Here is a 19,236-nt window from a genome sequence, read left to right as displayed (position 1 = left end):
AACGCCTTAATCTTAAAAGATTAAGGCGAATTCAGATTAGTATTTAAATTTTACAGCAACACTATAGTTTGCAGATGGGCCATAAAAAGCCTGACCATCTGGGAAGCTATATAAATATTTTTTGTCTGTCACATTGTTTGCATTTGCCTGTAGCGAAATATGCTTATTCAAGTCATAGCTACCCATCAAATTCACTAAAGCATAAGCATCTTGGGTAATTGTACTCTTTACAGAAGAGTCATACAGCTTGGTCGCATCTTGCCATTGTAACGCTGCGCCAATTTTCAGTTTAGGTATAGCTGGAATAGTATAGGTGGTTAAAAGATTAATGGTTTGGTTAGGGTTGTAAGTACGTGCCTCTCCACCATTTTTTAAATCTTTTAAACTAAATTGGCTATAACCGAATGCCAGATTTAAATGATCTGTTAATTGTCCAGCCAGTCCAACTTCTACCCCTTGAGAACGTAAGTCACTGGTTTCAACTTTTCGATTGAGAGGGTTTCCGTCAGAGTTACGTAATGGGTAATTACTTTGTTCTGTACGAAACACCGCCAAAGTTCCAGTGAGTTTGTCATCTAGCCATGAACTTTTAATACCTGCCTCATAGCTTTCGCCTTCAACTGGTTTGAGTGCTTTATTATCAGTACCTAATCCAGATTGTGGGCGGAAAATAGAGGTATAGCTTAGATAACCCGTGTATTCAGGGTTAAAGTTATAGGTAATGCCAGCATAAGGAGATACTTTGTTTTCATCATAGGCCATTGATGAACCATAACTTTCACCTTCACTTTTAGCTTGAACATAATTTAAACCGAGTAAAAGTTTTAAATCATCGTTTAAGTGTAGGCGTGTTGCAGCATATACAGAATTGAGCTTTTGAGTATAGTTTGCAGCATCACTAAAAGCAGACCAAGTTACTGATTGGGGTGTCCAGCTTGCCCAGTTTGTGGTGAGCTGACGTAAATAACCTTGGGAATAATCATTGTAGATATTAATATCATTGATCATACCTGAAGTTTGTTGATCAAACTGTTTACTTTGTAGATAACTATAACCCAGTGTCGCTTCGTGTTCTCGGCCAAATAATGAATAAGAGCCTTGTAGATTTAAGTCAGCAAAATGTCTTTTTAGGCTTTCTTTTCCGCCCCAAGCGGTAAGGGCTACATCCGCTCCATTTTGATCAGGGTAACCAAAATAATAGAGTAAGTTACTGTTGTGGTCGGTTTGGGTGTAGTTATAGCTCAGCTTTGCTGTCCATTTATCATTAATTTTTTGCTTTAGCTCAGCAAAAGCATTTTGTGATTTATTGTCCCAATAGGCCCAATCTGGATTGGGATTATAATTTCGGTTATAAGAAAGTTGCTTCCCATCTGCACCGAGAAGTGGTAAAGCCCCCCAATTATTTGCATTAGGTTTGTTTTGTTGTTGGCTATAACCGACTGTCAATAATGTGCTATCACTTAAATCCGCATCAATGATGCCAGAAAATCCATTTTTCTCGGATGAATAGCGATCTAGATAAGAATCTCCAGTTTGTTCATAACCCATCAAACGTCCGCGGATGCTGCCTTCTTTGTTTAATGCACCTGAAACATCTGCTTCATAGCGTTGGGTATTCCAAGAGCCATAACTTAGCCCAGCATTGGCTTGAAATTCTTGGGTAGGACGCTTACGGATATAATCGATTGTTGCGCTTGGATCACCAAAAGCATTGGTTAAGGCATCTGCACCTTTAATCACATCAATACGATCATAAAAATATGTATCAGGGTTGGTATTATTATAATTGTAGCTGCTAGAAGGGAAGCCGACGCCATCAGTTAAAATATTTGAGATTTCAAAACCACGAGCAGTGTAGGTTGAACGTTCGGTTTCTTGACTGCTGACAGTAATACCAGGTGTATTACTTAGAGCCTCACGTGCACTATTGAGTGCAAAATCATTTAATTGCTGACGTGTCACAACATTCACTGTTTGTGGTGTTTCTTTGACTGGAATATTCAGCTTGGCAGCGCTTGCAGATTTTTTAACGATATAAGATTTTGATTGTTCAGAGCTTAATTCAGTTTGATCAGCTGTGGCTTGAACTGAAATCGTGGGTAGATTTTCAATATCTGCAGCAAAACTCTGCTGAGCACTGAGTACCGCTAAACTAAGAATAGAGAACTTAAAACTGTGTGGGAGAGAATTCAGCATTGCTTATCTTAAATGATAATAATTATCGCTTAGTTTATTGTTAGTAGCATGAGCTTACAATAGTCGTGCAATTGAAAATATAAATAGAAAATAAAATAACGATAGAAAATTAGATGAATTGTTATATAAATTCACGCATTTGCCATACCAGTATCCTGTTTTGACTATTCACAATTAAATCTTATGAATATGCTATCATGCACTTATAGTGCTGATCAGGAAGAATATCTTGCAAAATCGAAAGCTTAAAATTGGAATTGTCGTAGGTGAGGTATCGGGGGATACTTTAGGCGCAAAACTTATTCGTCGTTTTCGTGAACAGGGTATTGATGCTGAATTTGAGGGGATTGGTGGTCCTCAAATGATTGCAGAAGGATTTAACAGTTTTTATTCAATGGATATTTTATCTGTGATGGGGATTGTTGAAGTGCTTAAAGATTTAAAAAAATTATTTGCAGTACGTGATGGTCTGGTCGAGAGATGGTCTGCCAATCCCGTAGATGTTTTTATCGGTATTGATGCGCCAGACTTTAACTTACGCCTTTCAAAAAGTATAAAACAGAAAAACTTGCCTATTAAAACGGTGCAATATGTCAGTCCATCTGTATGGGCTTGGCGACAAGGACGGGTGCATGGCATCAAAGCCAGTGTTGATTTAGTGCTTTGTCTATTTCCTTTTGAAAAAGGCTTTTATCAACGGTATGACGTACCAGCAGCCTTTGTTGGGCATCCACTGGCAAGTCAATTGCCATTACAAAATCCAATTTTGGATGCCAAGCAAGAGCTTGGTTTAGATATCAGTCAAAAGCATATTGCCTTGTTACCGGGGAGTCGACGTGGTGAGATTGAACGACTTGGGCCGTTGGTGTTGGATGCAGCAAAAATTCTTTATCAAAAATATCCAGATTATCAGTTCCTGATTCCTGCCATTAATGATTTACGCAAACAGCAAATTCAGGAATTATTAAAGCATTATCCAAGTGATTTGGTTGCAAAAATTCATTTACTGGAAAATACTGATAAAGAATCAAAAATTGGTCGTCAGGTCATGAATGCTGCCAATATTGTGGCTTTGGCATCGGGGACAGCGACACTTGAAGCATTATTGTTACATCGCCCAATGGTGACTTTTTATAAGTTGAATTGGTTAACTTATGTGATTGCTAAATTTTTAGTGAAAATTCCGTATTATTCATTGCCGAATATTATTGCGGGTAAAAAAGTGATTCAAGAGCTTATTCAACAAGATGCCACAGCAGAAAATTTGGCCAATCAAATTGAAAAATTAATGAATATTGAAACTGCACAAATTCAGGTGATGCAATTGATCACCATGCACAAGCAACTTTTGGCTGGAAATAGTGAAGATCCGGTTCAGGCGATTTTAGCAATTTTAACAGCTTGATTTTTAACGCTAGCAACTGATTAAGCAAATATTCGTTTGCTTATCGAGCTGCTGGAAAACCTTGTAATCAGTTTAGAAAAAATTTAACCAATAAAAACTCCTCTAAATCTAAGATAAAGAGGAGTATGTATAAATCAATTTCTGGGTTTGGGTGTGAAAAATTATTCCGCCCGAACTTTAAGTTCATAACCTGTATATTTACGAATATTGATGACACCCGTATCCATAATCAAGTATTGACCTTTGATTCCTTGTAGCTTGCCCCGAATGATTGGGGTTTTATCTAAATTGTGCGATTTAACTTTTTCAGGGTAAATATCGACAGGGTAGATGAATTCACGAGGTAATTCATTTTCTAACAATTCAACCGTTTCATTAAATTCAAGATTTTGCGCAAACTCATCGCGAATGCTTTGAATCTTAGGGGAAAATTCTTGAACCAATTCATTACGAATTTCAATCAGATCAATCGGTTCAGCTTCACCTTTAAGTAACTTTCGCCAATCCGTTTTATCTGCAACCTGTGTTCCAAACATGACTTCAAGTTGACCTGAAAGACGGCGCGAACCGACTTTTAAAATAGGCAGTGCTTGGGTCGCACCTTGGTCTAACCAGCGTGTTGGCATTTGACCTAGACGGGTAATCCCCACTTTTAAAGCACTTGAATTTGCTAGATAGACAATATGCGGTTGAAAGCAAACTTCATGAGCAAAATCATCTTCACGGCAAGTACCTAAATGATAATGGCAAGTTTCAGGCTTCATGATACACATGTCGCAAGACGCCTTGGTTTTCATACATTTAAAGCAGTGGCCTTGCGAATAAGACTTCGGTGTTTTTGCGCCACAAGAAACACAATAAATATTTCCTGTCGCTTCAATCTCAATTTCCTGGCCTAAACTAAATGGTAGCTCGGTTTCTGAGCGATCTAATATAAATTTATATTCAACATTTGCCTTATGTGTTTGTTGATCAGTTACACTAAGGTCTTTAAGACCTGCATGCATTTTATGACAAATGCCTTGTAGTTCCATGTTTAATTACTCGCTTCAAAAAAGGTGCAGTTATGGCTGAGCAAAATGTCATCACTTCAATGCTAGACGATTTATCGCAAGAACAGCCAATTCAAACTGCATTGTGTATTGGGCAAAATTTGGCGCAATACCCTACAAATTATTCAATTCAATGGTCCTATTTTAACGTATCTGAGTTTTTAAGTCTGCCTTTTACGCAACGATATGATTTAGGATTTGTACTTTTAGATACAGATGAAATGTCTGGGGTGACTGATTTGCAGAAATCCCAGTTATTGGTTAAGTTGCGTGATTTACTGGCAAAACGAATCGTCGTGGCATGTCAGTTAAAAGATGAACAGTTGCTCAGATCGCTTGGTTTTACTCAACTGATTGATAAAACCTTACATCAAAATGATTTTGCACTTTGGCAGTTTAATATTTTGACCTATAAACATGTACCAGATTGGTTTAATTCTAAGTTCTGGGCCAACCCAGAAAACTGGAATAAATTTCGTTGGTAATGGTTTTATTTTGGTTATAAAAATCAGCCTTAAGCTATTGCAAAATTTAACAATTCCAATTTTGGTGAATAGGTTAAAGCCAAGTATGCTGTACTTGTCTCATAAAACTTAAAAAAGGAAAACTCATGACAGATTTAACCAATATTGTGGAAATTCTGGCAAAACAAGCACTTGGCGGACAACAACAATCACAAGGTGGGCTTGGTGGTGGATTGGGCGGGGTACTTGGTTCAGTACTCGGTGGCTTGGGTGGGCAGCAACAACAATCACAAGGTGGATTGGGTGGCGTACTCGGTTCAGTTTTAGGTGGTTTGACAGGTGGACAACAACAACAAGCACCACAAGCGGGTGGTTTTAATGCTTCTTCTTTATTGATTGCAGTTGTGCCATTAGTCTTGGGTTGGATTCAACAAAATGGTGGCCTACAGGGTGCTTTGGCTAAATTGCAAGGTGCAGGCTTAGGTGGGCAGGTTCAAAGTTGGGTCGATCCGTCACAAGGTAATGGTGCTGTAAATGTTGAGCAAATCCAGAGTTTATTTGGTGGTCAGCAAGTCGAGCAAGTTGCTCAACAAGCCAATGTTCCGACCAATGAAGTGTATGGTGCAATCTCTACAGTATTACCGCAAATTATTGATTCACTCACACCACAAGGTGATGCAACAGATCACACTGAAGCCAATGGTGATATTCAAAATGTGATGAATTTGGTATCAGGCTTTTTAAAGTAAAATCGAACATAAAAATGATCAAAGCCAGTCAATAGATGTTGACTGGCTGATTTAAATTAAGGCTGTGGGTCATCCCCAATTGCTTCGCTACTTTTTACGTCGCCATTCTGTTTCTTTTTAACATATTTAATTTGCCCATATCCTTCAGCATACCATTCATCCAATGTTTCATCTCCGATTTGAGAAATGAAATGACATGCATTATCGAACTTTAAGGTATTGTCATCATTGTCAATTAAAGTCAGATCCTCAAACCCTACAAATACTAAGTCAATCGTCTTATTGTTTTCAGACTTATCATTGTTATCCATTTGCGACTCAATGACTGCGTTATACGTCATTTGGAACTTTTGCTGTGGTTTAAGATTGGATGGGAATGTTGGAAGCGGGGCTTGATAGGTGGTTTTTACCAGCACATCATTAGGATTTGATCCGAGCGCAGCAATACCATAGTCTAAGTTTGCAAGCATGGTACGGCCAGTTAAATCGTAGATATAATCTGTGCGCACACCTGCGCCTTGTCTAACGATTGCTATCGCATTCTGATTGTTAAAGGTTGTGGGAACAATCTGGATTTCTGTCTCTTCATTGTTGTTTAGAGTAAACTGTTTGTTGGGTTCTAACTTAAAGCAATTATCTGAATTGGCTGCTTTATGTACTTTTTTAACCACTGGTGCTTCTGCTTGATGTTCAGAACTGTCATGCGGTTTGTTTTTAGAACAAGCAACACTAAAAATAGAAAGTAAGCTAAGTAAAACAACAGTTTTGTTCATTTTTATCCTAGACGATAAAGTTTAAATTTCACGAGGCTATTTTTCACCATGAGCCAATAAAAAACAACCATATTCTTACGAAATATGGTTGGAGTAAACTTTATATTTATGAATGGCTTATTATTCGGCTAAAACAGTTTTGTCTTCCTCTTCATCATCTTCAGCAGAATCCATGCCTAATTCTTTGAGTTTGCGCGTTAAAGTGTTACGCCCCCAACCTAAGAGTTCAGCAGCATGACGTTTACGACCACGGGTTTGTTGAAGTGCTGCGATGATCAAAGTACGTTCAAACATTGGGGTAGCAATGTCTAAAATTTTCATTTCACCATTTTTAAGCTTTTGAATCGCCCATTGCGCCAGTAACTCATCCCAATGATGTAATGCAACACGGTCGATACCAGCTTGCGCTTGACCCTGATCATCAGATTTATTGATTGGAATTTGTTTTAATTCTGACGGTAAGTCTTCTGGATAAACTTCACGGCCTGTGATCATCACAGTTAACCAGCGGCAGGTATTTTCTAGTTGACGTACATTGCCAGGCCAAGGCAGTTTTTGAATATACTCTTGCGTTTCTGGGCGTAAAATTTTTGGACTAACCCCAAGTTCTTTACCCGCGCGTGCCAAGAAGTGTTGTGCCAACATCGGAATATCTTCAGAACGATGGGCAAGTTTAGGAATATGAATACGAATGACATTTAGACGGTGATATAAGTCTTCACGGAAACGGCCATCATTGACCAACTTTTCTAAATCTTGATGTGTTGCTGCCACGATACGAACATCAACACGAACTGGAATATGACCACCAACACGGTAGAACTCACCATCTGCCAAAACACGAAGTAGACGTGTTTGGGTTTCAAAGGGCATATCACCAATTTCATCTAAGAATAAGGTTCCACCATTGGCTTGTTCAAAACGACCTTGGCGTTGAGTATTGGCACCAGTAAATGCACCTTTTTCATGGCCAAATAATTCAGTTTCAATCAAATCTTTTGGAATAGCGGCCATGTTTAAAGCTATAAATGGTTTACTGCTTCTTGGTGAGTGGCGATGTAAAGCATGTGCAACTAACTCTTTACCTGTTCCAGACTCCCCGTTGATCAATACGGTAATATGCGATTGAGATAAACGTCCAATGGCACGGAAAACTTCCTGCATTGCAGGGGATTCACCAATAATCTCAGTAGATTGAATTGGGGTGACTTTGGCAGATTCTTGTTGTTGTAGCTTGTTGATGTGCAAAATGGCACGATTCACCAACGCAAGTGCTTCATCAATATCAAAAGGTTTTGGTAGATATTCAAAAGCACCTGTTTGATAGCTCGATACTGCAGATTCTAAATCTGAGTGTGCTGTCATAATAATCACAGGCAGATCAGGATAACTTCCTTTGACTTTTCCTAGGAAGGTTAAACCATCAATGCCGGGCATACGAATATCAGTGAGAATGACATCTGGCGCATTGCTTGGAAGCTGATCTAAAGCAGATTGTGCTTCTTCAAAACTGGTGACATCGAAGCCTTCTTCTTTAAATGTTTTTTCCAAGACCCAACGCATAGCACGGTCGTCATCGATCACCCAAATTTTATTATGCGACATGGTTAGACTCCCAAGGTAGATATAAGCTAAATACTGTTTTTCCAGGAACGGATTGGCATTCAATCATTCCGTTGTGTTGATGCATGATATTTTGTGCGATGCTTAAGCCAAGACCTGTTCCTTTGGCACGGCCAGTCACAAGCGGATAAAACACGGATTCTAAAATTTCTTCAGGAACACCAGGGCCATTGTCCTCAATATCAATACGAATGGCTGATTTATTCAGTACGCCATTAATCGTAACCAAACGTTGAATGCGTGTACGCAACATCAGTTCAGGTTGATGATCAATAAAAAACTCACGATTCTCAGTCATCGCCTGTACCGCATTGACACTAATATTGAGCATCACTTGAATTAGTTGATCGCGATCTGCTTTGACATCAGGCAATGAAAGGTCATAGTCTCGTGTGATTTTAATTTTTTTCTTGGTCTGATTGACAATTAAAGAGCGAACACGTTCAAGCGGTTCATGCACGTTGACCAATTCGTAGCTCGGGAGTTGACGCGAACCCAGCATAGTATCAGCAAGGTTTCTTAAACGATCGACTTCACTAATAATAATATCGGTGAACTCTGCATACTGTGGATCATTTAAACTACGAGCAAGCAGTTGAGTTGCACCACGAATTCCACCTAATGGGTTTTTGATTTCATGTGCAACACCTCGAATTAGTTGACGTGCAACTTGATGTTGTTGAATCAGGTTTTCTTCTTTAGAAATTTTAAGCATCCGATCAATCGGATTTAATTCAATTAATAGTAATGGGTGATAGGGTCTTCCTGTATTTAACTGCGACACGGAATAATCAACATGCATGTCTTTAAAGTTAACATTGATAATCGCTTCACGGCGTGTATAAGCTTGACCTGTTTTTATTGAGTTGTTTAATGCTTCCAAGGTATTAAAGCTATCATTTGGTGCATGTAAAATATTAATCACTGGCTGACCTGCCGCACGAAGCAAGCTAATATCAAACAATGCTTCGCATGATGAATTAAGATAAAAAATATTTAAATTACAATCGACCAAAAGAATTGCAGTGGTTAAATTATCCACCAGCAATCTATAATCAATTGTTGGGTATTGATCCATTAGCAGAGCTTTCCTGTCTTTAAATAGCGCAATGGCATCTGCACCTCGTTTTCTATTTTCCCGAACATGGGTGATTGAATCGGTTAAATCGTCCTGATATAAAGCAAGATGCACGCCAACTTTTATATACTGCGCAGTTTTCTTACATGAATGATAAAAATTGCGCATTTACTGCGCTTTATTCAAGTGTAAAAACCAGCATTCATATTACGCTATCATTATATTGTTCCAAAATGGTGCATTGTAGTAATTTAATTATTTGATTGGATGTATTTTGGTGCATTATACAAAGAGTGCAGTTTCCACCTGTTTTTATCTTTTGAAAAGTCATACAATACGCGGATTATAGTGGAGCGCAGATTCATGAAGTCCCCCAAAGTCGGTTTTGTATCTTTAGGTTGTCCTAAGGCATTGGTAGATTCTGAACGCATTTTAACGCAGTTAAAGACTGAAGGTTATGATGTTGCATCAGATTATGAAGGTGCTGATTTAGTTGTTGTGAACACCTGTGGTTTTATTGAATCTGCAGTACAAGAGTCTTTAGACGCAATTGGTGAAGCCATGAGCGCCAATGGTCGTGTGATTGTCACAGGCTGTTTGGGTAAAGATGAAGATAAAATTCGCCAGATGCATCCAAATGTCTTAAAAGTGACAGGTGCGGCGGCGTATCAAGATGTGATGGAAGCAGTCCATCAGTATGTTCCAGAACCACCAAAACACAATCCTTTTGTAGATCTTGTACCTGAACAAGGTATTCGTTTAACACCTAAACATTATGCTTATTTAAAAATATCAGAAGGCTGTAACCATCGTTGCACATTCTGCATTATTCCAAGCATGCGTGGTGATCTTGTGTCACGTCCTGTTGGCTCTGTATTAAATGAAGCACAGGCGTTAAAGAAAGCGGGTGTAAAAGAGGTCTTGGTGATTTCTCAAGACACCTCCGCTTATGGTGTAGATACCAAATATAAGCTGGATTTCTGGAATGGTCAGCCTGTTAAAACCAAATTCTATGACATGTGCGAAGCACTCGGTCAGTTAGGGATTTGGGTGCGATTACATTATGTTTATCCATATCCACATGTGGATGCGGTGATTGACTTAATGGCACAGGGTAAAATTCTTCCATATTTAGACATTCCTTTTCAACACGCCAGTCCGCGCATCTTAAAATTGATGAAGCGACCAGCTCATAGTGAAAATACCTTGGAACGTCTAAAATTATGGCGTGAAAAATGTCCTGAATTGGTTATTCGTTCAACATTTGTCGTGGGTTTCCCTGGTGAAACTGAAGAAGATTTTCAAATGTTATTGGACTGGTTACAAGAGGCGAAACTTGATCGTGTGGGTTGCTTTACCTACTCACCTGTAGAAGGCGCAACAGCCAACGATTTGCCTGATCATGTTCCTGAAGAAATTAAGCAACAACGCTATGAACGTTTTATGGAAGTTCAACAAGCAATTTCTGCTGAAAAACTGCAAAGTCGTATTGGTCAAACTATGACTGTTTTAGTGGATGATCTTGAAGAAGAATTCCCAGTCGCAGTTGCACGCTCTTATGCAGATGCACCTGAGATTGATGGTAATGTTTTTGTTGAAGATATTGATAAGTCAGTGATTAAAGCTGGTGATTTACTTGAAGTCGAAATTACAGATGCAGATGAATACGATTTGTTTGCCAAGTTGATTCGCGTTAAATCAGCTTAAGTGTTGCCGATTTCGATTTGATTAAATACGAATAAAATTGTAGATATAAGTATTGGAGTTTTGTGATGTTAGATTCTAAAAAGCCACGCTATGAGCGAATTTTGCTGAAACTTTCGGGTGAAGCGCTTGCGGGTAATAAAGACATGGGGATTGATGCCCAAGTCTTAGATCAAATGTCTTTATCTATTGCTCACTTGGTTGGTTTGGGTGTGCAAGTGGGTATCGTGGTGGGTGGTGGTAACTTATACCGTGGTAGTCAATTACAAAAAGATGGTTTGGTTGGCCGTGTAACGGGTGATCAAATGGGTATGCTTGCTACGGTAATGAATGGTTTGGCATTACGTGATGCTTTGGTTCGCCGTAACATCAAAACGCGTTTAATGTCAGCATTGCCAATTGGTGCAGTAGTTGAAGCATATTCAAGCCGTGATGCAATTCGCCACTTAACTCAAGGTGAAGTGTGCGTATTTGTTGCTGGAACAGGTAATCCGTTCTTTACAACGGATACAGCAGCATGCTTACGTGGTATTGAAATTGAAGCAAACCTTATTTTAAAAGCCACTAAAGTTGATGGTGTCTACAATAAAGACCCAAGCAAATATGATGATGCTGTTAAATATGACCATTTAAGTTTTGATGAAGTTTTAGATGAGAAACTTGGTGTCATGGATTTAACTGCAATTTGCTTATGCCGCGATCACAATGTGCCACTTCAAGTATTTGATATGAACAAGTCTGGTGCTTTGCTTTCTGTGGTAATGGGCGAAAAAGAGGGCACTCACGTTACAAACTAATGTACGTGGGTAGTAAAGCTCTTTATACTACTGCAATTTTAGATTAGGGTGTATTGACACTTCGCCTGTTTATGAAATGTCACTAGACCCCATACACATTTAGATAAATAAGTAAGGAAGATCATATGATTAACGATCTTAAAAAAGACGCAGAAGACCGTATGAATAAGTCATTGGAGTCTTTGGAACATGGTTTTGCAAAGGTTCGTACAGGTCGTGCGCATCCATCGATCCTAAATGGAGTTATGGTTCCTTACTATGGTTCTGACGTGCCGTTAAACCAAGTGGCTAACGTGGGTGTTGAAGATTCACGTACTTTGTTGGTGCAACCATTTGAACGTTCAATGGTTTCTGCAATTGATAAAGCAATCCGTGAATCAGATTTGGGCTTAAACCCAGTAACTGCTGATGCGATTCGTGTACCAATGGCAGCTTTGACAGAAGAAACACGTAAAGATATGCAGAAAGTTGCACGTAATGAAGCAGAAAATGCCAAAGTTGCGATTCGTAATATTCGTCGTGATGTTTTAGGTGATATCAAATCATTATTAAAAGATAAAGAAATTTCTGAAGATGATGAGCGTCGTGCAGGCGATGATATCCAAAAAATCACCGATAAATTTGTTGCTGAAGTGGACAGACGTCTTGCTGCGAAAGAAGCTGAATTGATGAAGGTCTAAGATTTAAATGACCACATCTGAAGACAACCATCTTCCAAAACATGTTGCCATCATCATGGATGGCAACAATCGTTTTGCAAAAAAGAAACAACTGCAAAAAGGTGACGGACACCGTGAAGGTAAAAATGTCCTTGATCCGATTGTAGAGCATTGTCGTAAAGTTGGCGTTCAGGCGCTTACTGTGTTTGCTTTTTCAAGTGAAAACTGGAATCGACCACAGTATGAAGTTGATTTGTTAATGAAATTGTTGGAAGACACAATTCATGAGCAAATTCCACGGATGGAAAAATTCGAAATTTCGTTGAGATTTATTGGTGATCGTAGTCGGCTTTCTCCAGAGCTACGTGAATTAATGTTGCATGCTGAACAAAGGACTGCTAAGTTCAGTAATATGACTTTAACAATTGCAATTAGCTATGGTGGTATGTGGGATATCACAGATACTGCACGTAAACTTGCGCAACAGGTTAAAGATCAACAAATTGATGTGAATCAAATCAATACTGAGTTATTTGCACAACAAATAAGTTTGGGGGATTTGCCACCCGTGGATTTATTGATTCGTACAGGCGGTGATTACCGACTGTCTAATTTCTTACTGTGGCAGGCTGCATACGCTGAGTTATATTTTACTGAGACATTATGGCCAGAATTTACAGTGCAAGAGTTGGATCATGCGTTCAATATTTTTTCAGGGCGTGAAAGACGTTTCGGAAAAACCTCTGAACAAATTCAACAAGAACATATAGAGAATTTATAATGTTAGAGCGGATTATAACCGCATTGGTATTGGTGGCAGTTGTACTGAGTTGTATGTTTGCAACAAAATCTCAATATCCAATGTTAGTGTTAATGATTATCGCAGCTGGGGCAGCAGGTTATGAGTGGTTTAAACTCATGCCACATGAATCTGACCATGTGAAGAAAATAAAAGCTGCTGGATTCGGTGTATTGACCGCTTTTTTTTCAGGGTTAGCATTATATTTTAATGATTTGGCGCTTATTCTTTGGAGTGCCTCTATTCTCACTTGGTTGTGTAGTCTGTACTGGGTAAAACATTATCCTGAATATGATGGCTGGTACAATATCACTTTAAATATTGTTGGCTTGGTCTTAATCAGTGCAGCAGTTACCGCTATTTTTGAAGTTTGGAAAAGCTCACCTTGGTGGTTGATGTATCTGTTCCTGTTGGTTTGGGGCGCGGACAGTGGTGCATATTTTGTTGGGCGTAAATTTGGTAAGCGTAAACTTGCGCCAGATGTGAGTCCAAACAAATCAATCGAAGGCTTAATTGGTGGGATTGTCACTGTTGCGATTGTGATCATTGTGGTTCAATCGATTTATCTACATTTAACGCTTCCACAACATATTCTTTTCCTAGTTTTGTCTATTGTGACTGTGTTTAGCTCTGTGCTTGGCGACTTGTTTGAATCTATGATTAAACGTCGTGCAGGAATTAAAGACTCAGGTCGTATCCTTCCAGGACATGGTGGGGTGCTTGATCGTATAGATTCATTGCTTGCTGCGGCTCCGTTTTTTGCAGCTGGCATGTATGTTTTAAAACTTATTGGTGTAGATTTATAGATGTCACAATCTGTTTGTATATTAGGTGTTACAGGTTCTATTGGGCGCAGTACTTTAAAAATTTTACAACAGCATTCGGACCAGTATTCAGTTTTTGCAGTGACTGGATTTAGTCGAATCAAAGAACTCAGTGAAATATGCAAACAATATCGACCGAAATGTGTTGTTGTACCATCGGATAAAGTAGATGAGTTACAACAGCTACTTGCTATACATCATATTTTTGATATCGAAATCCTCACAGATGAAGCAGGGCTTATCACCGTATCGGAACATCCTGATGTAGATGTAGTGATGGCAGCAATTGTTGGTGCAGCAGGATTGTTGCCTACTTTAGCCGCAGTGAAAGCAGGTAAGCGCGTTTTACTTGCCAACAAAGAAGCCTTGGTGATGTCTGGCGATATTATGCTTCAAGCAGCTAAAGATCATCATGCTTTGTTACTGCCTGTCGACTCTGAACATAATGCTATTTTTCAATGTCTTCCTCAAAATTATTTACAGATTCAATCCAATGGTGAGCCTCAATTGGGGGTCAAGCAAGTTTTGTTGACTGCTTCAGGCGGCCCATTTTTAAATTTTAGTTTAGAACAATTAAAAACCGTAACACCTGCACAAGCCTGTAAACATCCAAATTGGTCGATGGGACAAAAAATCTCGGTAGATTCTGCAACCCTGATGAATAAAGGTTTAGAATTGATCGAAGCATGTCATTTATTTTCAATTAAAGAACAATTTGTTACAGTTGTTGTTCATCCACAAAGTATCATTCATTCAATGGTTCAATATGTGGATGGTTCAACTTTGGCTCAAATGGGTAATCCTGATATGTGTACGCCGATTGCGCATGCACTTGCATGGCCTGAGCGGATTCAAACTCATGTCCCGCCTCTGGATTTATTTGTCCATTCACAACTCGATTTTCAAGCGCCAGATATTACGCGTTTTCCATCGCTTAAACTGGCTCGAAATGCTATGCAGGCGGGTGGATTGGCACCGTCTATTCTCAATGCTGCCAATGAAATTGCTGTGAGTGCTTTTTTACAGCAAAAAATTGCATTTTTAGAAATTTCACAAGTGGTTGAACATACCTTAAATCACGTTCAAAATGGTTTGGCAGATTCGATTGACACGATTTTGCAGACAGATCAACTTGCGCGCCAAGTTGCTTCACAACGCATTACACAATTGGGAAGCTGATCATGAGTGTTCTATTTATCATTGTTGCTGCCATATTCTTACTTGGTCCCCTGATTGCGATTCATGAATTTGGACATTATTGGGTTGCACGTAAACTCGGTGTAAGAGTACTGGTCTATTCGATTGGTTTTGGTCCAACTTTGTTGAAGTGGACATCGAAAAAATCAGGCATCCAATATCAACTTTCAGCATTACCACTGGGTGGTTATGTCAAAATGTTGGATGAGCGTGAGGGGAATGTTAGTGCTGAAGATTTACCGTTTGCATTTAACCGTCAGGCCCCATGGAAGCGTATTGCGATTGTTGCTGCAGGTCCATTGATCAATTTGATTTTTGCAATAGTCCTATTTTGGATTCTATTTCTTCCTGCACAAGAGCAATTAAATACTCGTGTTGGTGTAATTCTACCCAATACACCTGCTGCAACAGCTCAAATGCAGATTGGCGATAAAATTGTTGCTGTAGATGGAACAGATGTCAGCACTTGGGAAAAACTCAACTATGCCATTGTTGATCGTGTTGGTGAAACAGGTCATATCGATGTTCAAGTTGAGCGCAATGGTCAGCCGCAGAGTTTTGCTTTACCGATCAAGAATTTCTTAAAAGACCAAAGTCAGTCACCATTTGATGTGCTAGGTTTTACCCCATATCGTCCACAGATTCCTGCAACTGTTTATAAGTTAAGTAGTGATGGCGCTGCGATTCGTCAAGGGATGAAAGAAGGTGATCAAATCATTTCAATCAATCAGGTGAAAATGAAAGATTGGTTTGATGTGGTGGATGTGGTACAAAAATCACCTGAAAAATTACTTAAAGTTGATGTGTTGCGCCAAGGGCAGATTGTACATTTACAAGTAATGCCGCAAGGTAAACGTGACAATATGGGAAATGTAACAGGTATGTTGGGTGTGCAAGCACAGACTGATAAACTGACAATTCCTACTGAATATAAACAAACAATTCAATATAATCCTGCTGAAGCTTTTGTTGTTGCTGTTGAAAAGACCGGGCAACTTTCAGCAATGATTTTGAATTCGATGGTGAAGATGGTGCGTGGTTTAATTGGCTTAGATAATTTATCAGGTCCAATTACTATTGCAAAAGTCGCCGGTCAAAGTGCTGAAATGGGGTGGCAGACATTCATTTCATTTATGGCTTTGATGAGTGTGAGTTTGGGGATTTTAAATTTATTGCCTATCCCGATGTTAGATGGCGGTCATTTGGTTTATTACATTATTGAAGCAATTCGTGGTAAGCCTGTTTCTGAACAAATACAATTGGTTGGGTTGAAAATTGGTATGGTACTGCTTGGTAGCATGATGCTTCTTGCAATATTTAATGATTTTATGCGTTTATAACGCAATTGTGGATTAACTTACTGGAAAATAATAGGCATGCAGCACTCACATTTATTTATGCCATTAGCGCTCGTTAGTGCGATGGCAGCTGTACAGCAAGTACAAGCGGCAGATGAGTTCATTGCACGTGATATCCGTGTGGATGGCTTGGTTCGTTTAACGCAACAAAATGTTCTTGCACTTTTACCAATAAATAGTGGTGACCGTGTCAATGATCCTGCAATTGCGGATTCAATTCGTGCTTTATATGCTTCAAATCTTTTTGATGATATACAAGCATCGAACCAAGACGGTGTCTTGGTGTTTAAAGTGATTGAACGTCCAGTAATTTCAAAAATTAATTTTAAAGGCAATAAACTAATTCCGAAAGAAGCTTTGGCGGATGGTTTAAAGAAAATGGGCTTGGCCGAAGGCGAAGTGCTTAAAAAATCTGCCTTACAAACTTTAGAAACTGAGTTAGAGCAGCAATATGCTCAACAAGGCCGTTATGATGCAGATATTAAAGTTGAACAAGTTGCTCAACCAAATAACCGCGTTGAATTGAATATCAATTTTAATGAAGGTAAGCCTGCAAAGGTTTTTGATATCAATATTATTGGTAATACCGTATTTAAAGAAGACGACATTAAACAGGCGTTTGCGGTAAAAGAAAGTGGCTGGTTATCTGTTATTTCTCGAAATGACCGTTATGCACGTGAAAAAATGTCAGCAAGTCTAGAATCATTGCGTGCGCTATATCTCAATAAAGGTTATATCAATTTTGATATTAACAGTTCAAATTTAAATCTTAGTGAAGATAAAAAACATATCTTTATTGAAGTTTCAGTCAATGAAGGCGAGCAATTTAAATTTGGCGAATCTAAATTTTTAGGCGATGCCCTTTATAAAACTGAAGATTTAAAAGCACTGCAAATCTATAAAGATGGCACAACGTATTCTCAAGAAAAAGTCAATGCTGTAAAGCAGTTACTACTCCGTAAATATGGTAATGCAGGTTACTACTATGCAGAAGTAAATGTAGTCCCTGAAATCAATAATGAAACCCATATTGTTGACTTAAATTACTATATTAATCCTGGTCAACAAGTGACTGTGCGTCGTATTAACTTTACCGGTAATACTAAAACTGCGGATGAAGTATTACGTCGTGAAATGCGCCAAATGGAAGGTGCTTTAGCAAGTAACGAAAAAATTGACTTGTCTAAAGTTCGTTTAGAACGTACTGGTTTCTTTAGTAAAGTTGATGTTAAACCTGTTCGCGTACCGAACTTGCCAGATCAAATGGACTTGAATATTGATGTTGAAGAACAGCATTCTGGTACCAGTACATTGGCAGTGGGTTACTCTCAGAATGGTGGTATCACATTCCAAGCGGGTTTAAGTCAAACCAACTTTATGGGGACAGGTAATCGTGTTGCTATCGATTTGTCTCGTTCAGAAACCCAAGATTATTATAACTTAAGTGTGACTGACCCATACTTTACCATTGATGGTGTCAGCCGCGGTTATAACATGTACTACCGTAAGACCAAGTTAAATGATGATTATAACGTTAACAACTATGTGACGGACAGTATCGGTGGTGGTGTTACATTTGGTTATCCAATTGATGAAAATCAAAATATTAGTGCGGGTCTAAACGTTGACCAAACTAAAGTAACCACCGGTGCTTATGTTTCAACTTATGTGCGTGACTATTTAAAAGCACATGGGGGTAAGGCTATTGGCACAAGTACATATTGTGATGGTGAGTGGAAAGCACTTGATAAAGATAAACCAGATGAACTTTCATGTGTCGATGCTACTGGAAAGCTCAAAGATTTAACAACATTTGATTCTGAGTTTGAGGGTAAGTTCTTAACTTATAATTTAAACTTGGGTTGGTCATATAATACACTGAACCGTCCAATTTTCCCTACCAATGGTACATCGCATCGTGTTAATGCTGAAATCGCATTACCAGGTAGTGATGTTGAATATCAAAAAGTTACTTACGATGCACAAACTTATTTCCCATTAGGTCGTGATTTCGTATTACGTGGCTACGGTAAGTTGGGTTATGGTAATGATTTACCATTCTATAAGAACTTCTATGCGGGTGGTTTTGGTTCGGTTCGTGGTTATGACAACAGTACACTAGGTCCAAAATATCCTGGTGTGACCTATAACGAAAGAAAAACCAAAGATTATGATCCAGAAGAAGTCGGTGGTAATGCTTTAATACAATTTGGTACAGAATTGGCCTTACCTGTTCCATTCAAGGGTGATTGGGCGCGTCAGATTCGTCCTGTGATTTTTGCTGAAGGTGCACAAGTCTTTGATACAGACTGTAGTACAGCGACTGGTGATCTTTATCTAGATGGTTCAAAAACACCAATTAATGCGAAACAGTACTGTAAAGACAATAATGATTTTGACTTTGGTAACATGCGCTATAGCGTGGGTGTAGGCTTTACATGGATTACCATGATTGGCCCACTTTCGTTGAGTTATGCATTCCCATTGAATGACAAACCAGGTGATGAAACTAAAAATATTCAATTCGAGATTGGTCGTACTTTCTAAGTACGATCTTT

Annotated in this window: 16 protein-coding genes; 11 read left to right on the top strand and 5 right to left on the bottom strand. The window is 38.9% G+C overall.

The window, feature by feature from the left end:
* Window positions 1-36 precede the first annotated feature (36 nt).
* On the bottom strand, window positions 37-2,196 hold the full coding sequence (locus ASC84_RS03370) for a TonB-dependent siderophore receptor (RefSeq protein ID WP_056511718.1): 2,160 nt from the start codon (window positions 2,194-2,196) through the stop codon (window positions 37-39).
* A gap of 229 nt (window positions 2,197-2,425) precedes the next feature.
* Here ASC84_RS03370 and lpxB point away from each other — a divergent pair, with 229 nt between their 5' ends.
* Window positions 2,426-3,601, top strand: coding sequence for a lipid-A-disaccharide synthase (gene lpxB / locus ASC84_RS03365; RefSeq protein ID WP_056511715.1), 1,176 nt, complete (start codon window positions 2,426-2,428; stop codon window positions 3,599-3,601).
* A 161-nt stretch (window positions 3,602-3,762) separates the two neighbouring features.
* On the opposite strand, the gene ASC84_RS03360 is transcribed toward lpxB, so the two are convergent.
* Window positions 3,763-4,635: a DUF2797 domain-containing protein gene (locus tag ASC84_RS03360; protein WP_004719710.1), complete on the bottom strand. Its 873-nt coding sequence runs from the start codon at window positions 4,633-4,635 to the stop codon at window positions 3,763-3,765.
* Between the two features lie 32 nt (window positions 4,636-4,667).
* On the opposite strand from ASC84_RS03360, the gene ASC84_RS03355 reads away from it, so the two are divergent.
* Both ASC84_RS03355 and ASC84_RS03350 read left to right on the top strand, forming a co-directional pair.
* Window positions 4,668-5,138 carry a DUF6231 family protein gene (locus ASC84_RS03355; protein WP_004719712.1) on the top strand — a complete coding sequence of 157 codons (471 nt, stop codon included), beginning with the start codon at window positions 4,668-4,670 and terminating at the stop codon, window positions 5,136-5,138.
* A 125-nt stretch (window positions 5,139-5,263) separates the two neighbouring features.
* Complete coding sequence (locus ASC84_RS03350; protein ID WP_004719714.1) at window positions 5,264-5,866, top strand: YidB family protein; 603 nt, start codon at window positions 5,264-5,266, stop codon at window positions 5,864-5,866.
* A 56-nt stretch (window positions 5,867-5,922) separates the two neighbouring features.
* On the opposite strand, the gene ASC84_RS03345 is transcribed toward ASC84_RS03350, so the two are convergent.
* The 3 genes from ASC84_RS03345 to glnL all read right to left on the bottom strand — a co-directional run bounded on the left by ASC84_RS03345 (window position 5,923) and on the right by glnL (window position 9,340).
* Entirely contained in the window at window positions 5,923-6,639 is a 717-nt protein-coding gene (locus ASC84_RS03345) for a hypothetical protein (protein WP_056511712.1), read from the bottom strand.
* 120 nt (window positions 6,640-6,759) lie between these two features.
* Window positions 6,760-8,244 carry a nitrogen regulation protein NR(I) gene (gene glnG, locus ASC84_RS03340; RefSeq protein ID WP_004719719.1) on the bottom strand — a complete coding sequence of 495 codons (1,485 nt, stop codon included), beginning with the start codon at window positions 8,242-8,244 and terminating at the stop codon, window positions 6,760-6,762.
* Window positions 8,234-9,340: a nitrogen regulation protein NR(II) gene (gene glnL / locus ASC84_RS03335; protein ID WP_034613940.1), complete on the bottom strand. Its 1,107-nt coding sequence runs from the start codon at window positions 9,338-9,340 to the stop codon at window positions 8,234-8,236. Before glnL ends, glnG begins: the two co-directional genes overlap by 11 nt.
* A 363-nt stretch (window positions 9,341-9,703) precedes the next feature.
* On the opposite strand from glnL, the gene rimO reads away from it, so the two are divergent.
* The 8 genes from rimO to bamA all read left to right on the top strand — a co-directional run bounded on the left by rimO (window position 9,704) and on the right by bamA (window position 19,225).
* Window positions 9,704-11,047 carry a 30S ribosomal protein S12 methylthiotransferase RimO gene (gene rimO / locus ASC84_RS03330; RefSeq protein ID WP_004719723.1) on the top strand — a complete coding sequence of 448 codons (1,344 nt, stop codon included), beginning with the start codon at window positions 9,704-9,706 and terminating at the stop codon, window positions 11,045-11,047.
* A 65-nt stretch (window positions 11,048-11,112) separates the two neighbouring features.
* The gene (gene pyrH, locus ASC84_RS03325) at window positions 11,113-11,841 is read left to right on the top strand and encodes a UMP kinase (protein WP_004719725.1); all 729 of its coding nucleotides are present in this window, start codon (window positions 11,113-11,115) and stop codon (window positions 11,839-11,841) included.
* 125 nt (window positions 11,842-11,966) lie between these two features.
* Window positions 11,967-12,521, top strand: coding sequence for a ribosome recycling factor (frr, locus tag ASC84_RS03320; protein ID WP_056511709.1), 555 nt, complete (start codon window positions 11,967-11,969; stop codon window positions 12,519-12,521).
* Window positions 12,522-12,528: 7 nt separating this feature from the next.
* Window positions 12,529-13,281: a polyprenyl diphosphate synthase gene (gene uppS, locus ASC84_RS03315; protein WP_056511707.1), complete on the top strand. Its 753-nt coding sequence runs from the start codon at window positions 12,529-12,531 to the stop codon at window positions 13,279-13,281.
* Window positions 13,281-14,105, top strand: coding sequence for a phosphatidate cytidylyltransferase (locus tag ASC84_RS03310; RefSeq protein ID WP_004719733.1), 825 nt, complete (start codon window positions 13,281-13,283; stop codon window positions 14,103-14,105). Before uppS ends, ASC84_RS03310 begins: the two co-directional genes overlap by 1 nt.
* Complete coding sequence (ispC, locus tag ASC84_RS03305) at window positions 14,106-15,302, top strand: 1-deoxy-D-xylulose-5-phosphate reductoisomerase (protein ID WP_004719735.1); 1,197 nt, start codon at window positions 14,106-14,108, stop codon at window positions 15,300-15,302. It begins immediately after the preceding gene.
* 2 nt (window positions 15,303-15,304) lie between these two features.
* Window positions 15,305-16,660 (top strand): RIP metalloprotease RseP, encoded by a 1,356-nt coding sequence (gene rseP / locus ASC84_RS03300; protein ID WP_056511704.1) that lies wholly within the window; start codon window positions 15,305-15,307, stop codon window positions 16,658-16,660.
* A gap of 36 nt (window positions 16,661-16,696) precedes the next feature.
* Window positions 16,697-19,225, top strand: coding sequence for an outer membrane protein assembly factor BamA (gene bamA, locus ASC84_RS03295; protein ID WP_056511703.1), 2,529 nt, complete (start codon window positions 16,697-16,699; stop codon window positions 19,223-19,225).
* Window positions 19,226-19,236: the final 11 nt, after the last annotated feature.

It is taken from the genome of Acinetobacter sp. Root1280 (assembly GCF_001425285.1).
GTDB classification, from domain to species: Bacteria; Pseudomonadota; Gammaproteobacteria; order Pseudomonadales; family Moraxellaceae; genus Acinetobacter; species Acinetobacter guillouiae.
The sequence above is the reverse complement of the archived record's forward strand: the minus strand, read 5'-3'. Positions and strand labels throughout refer to the sequence as shown.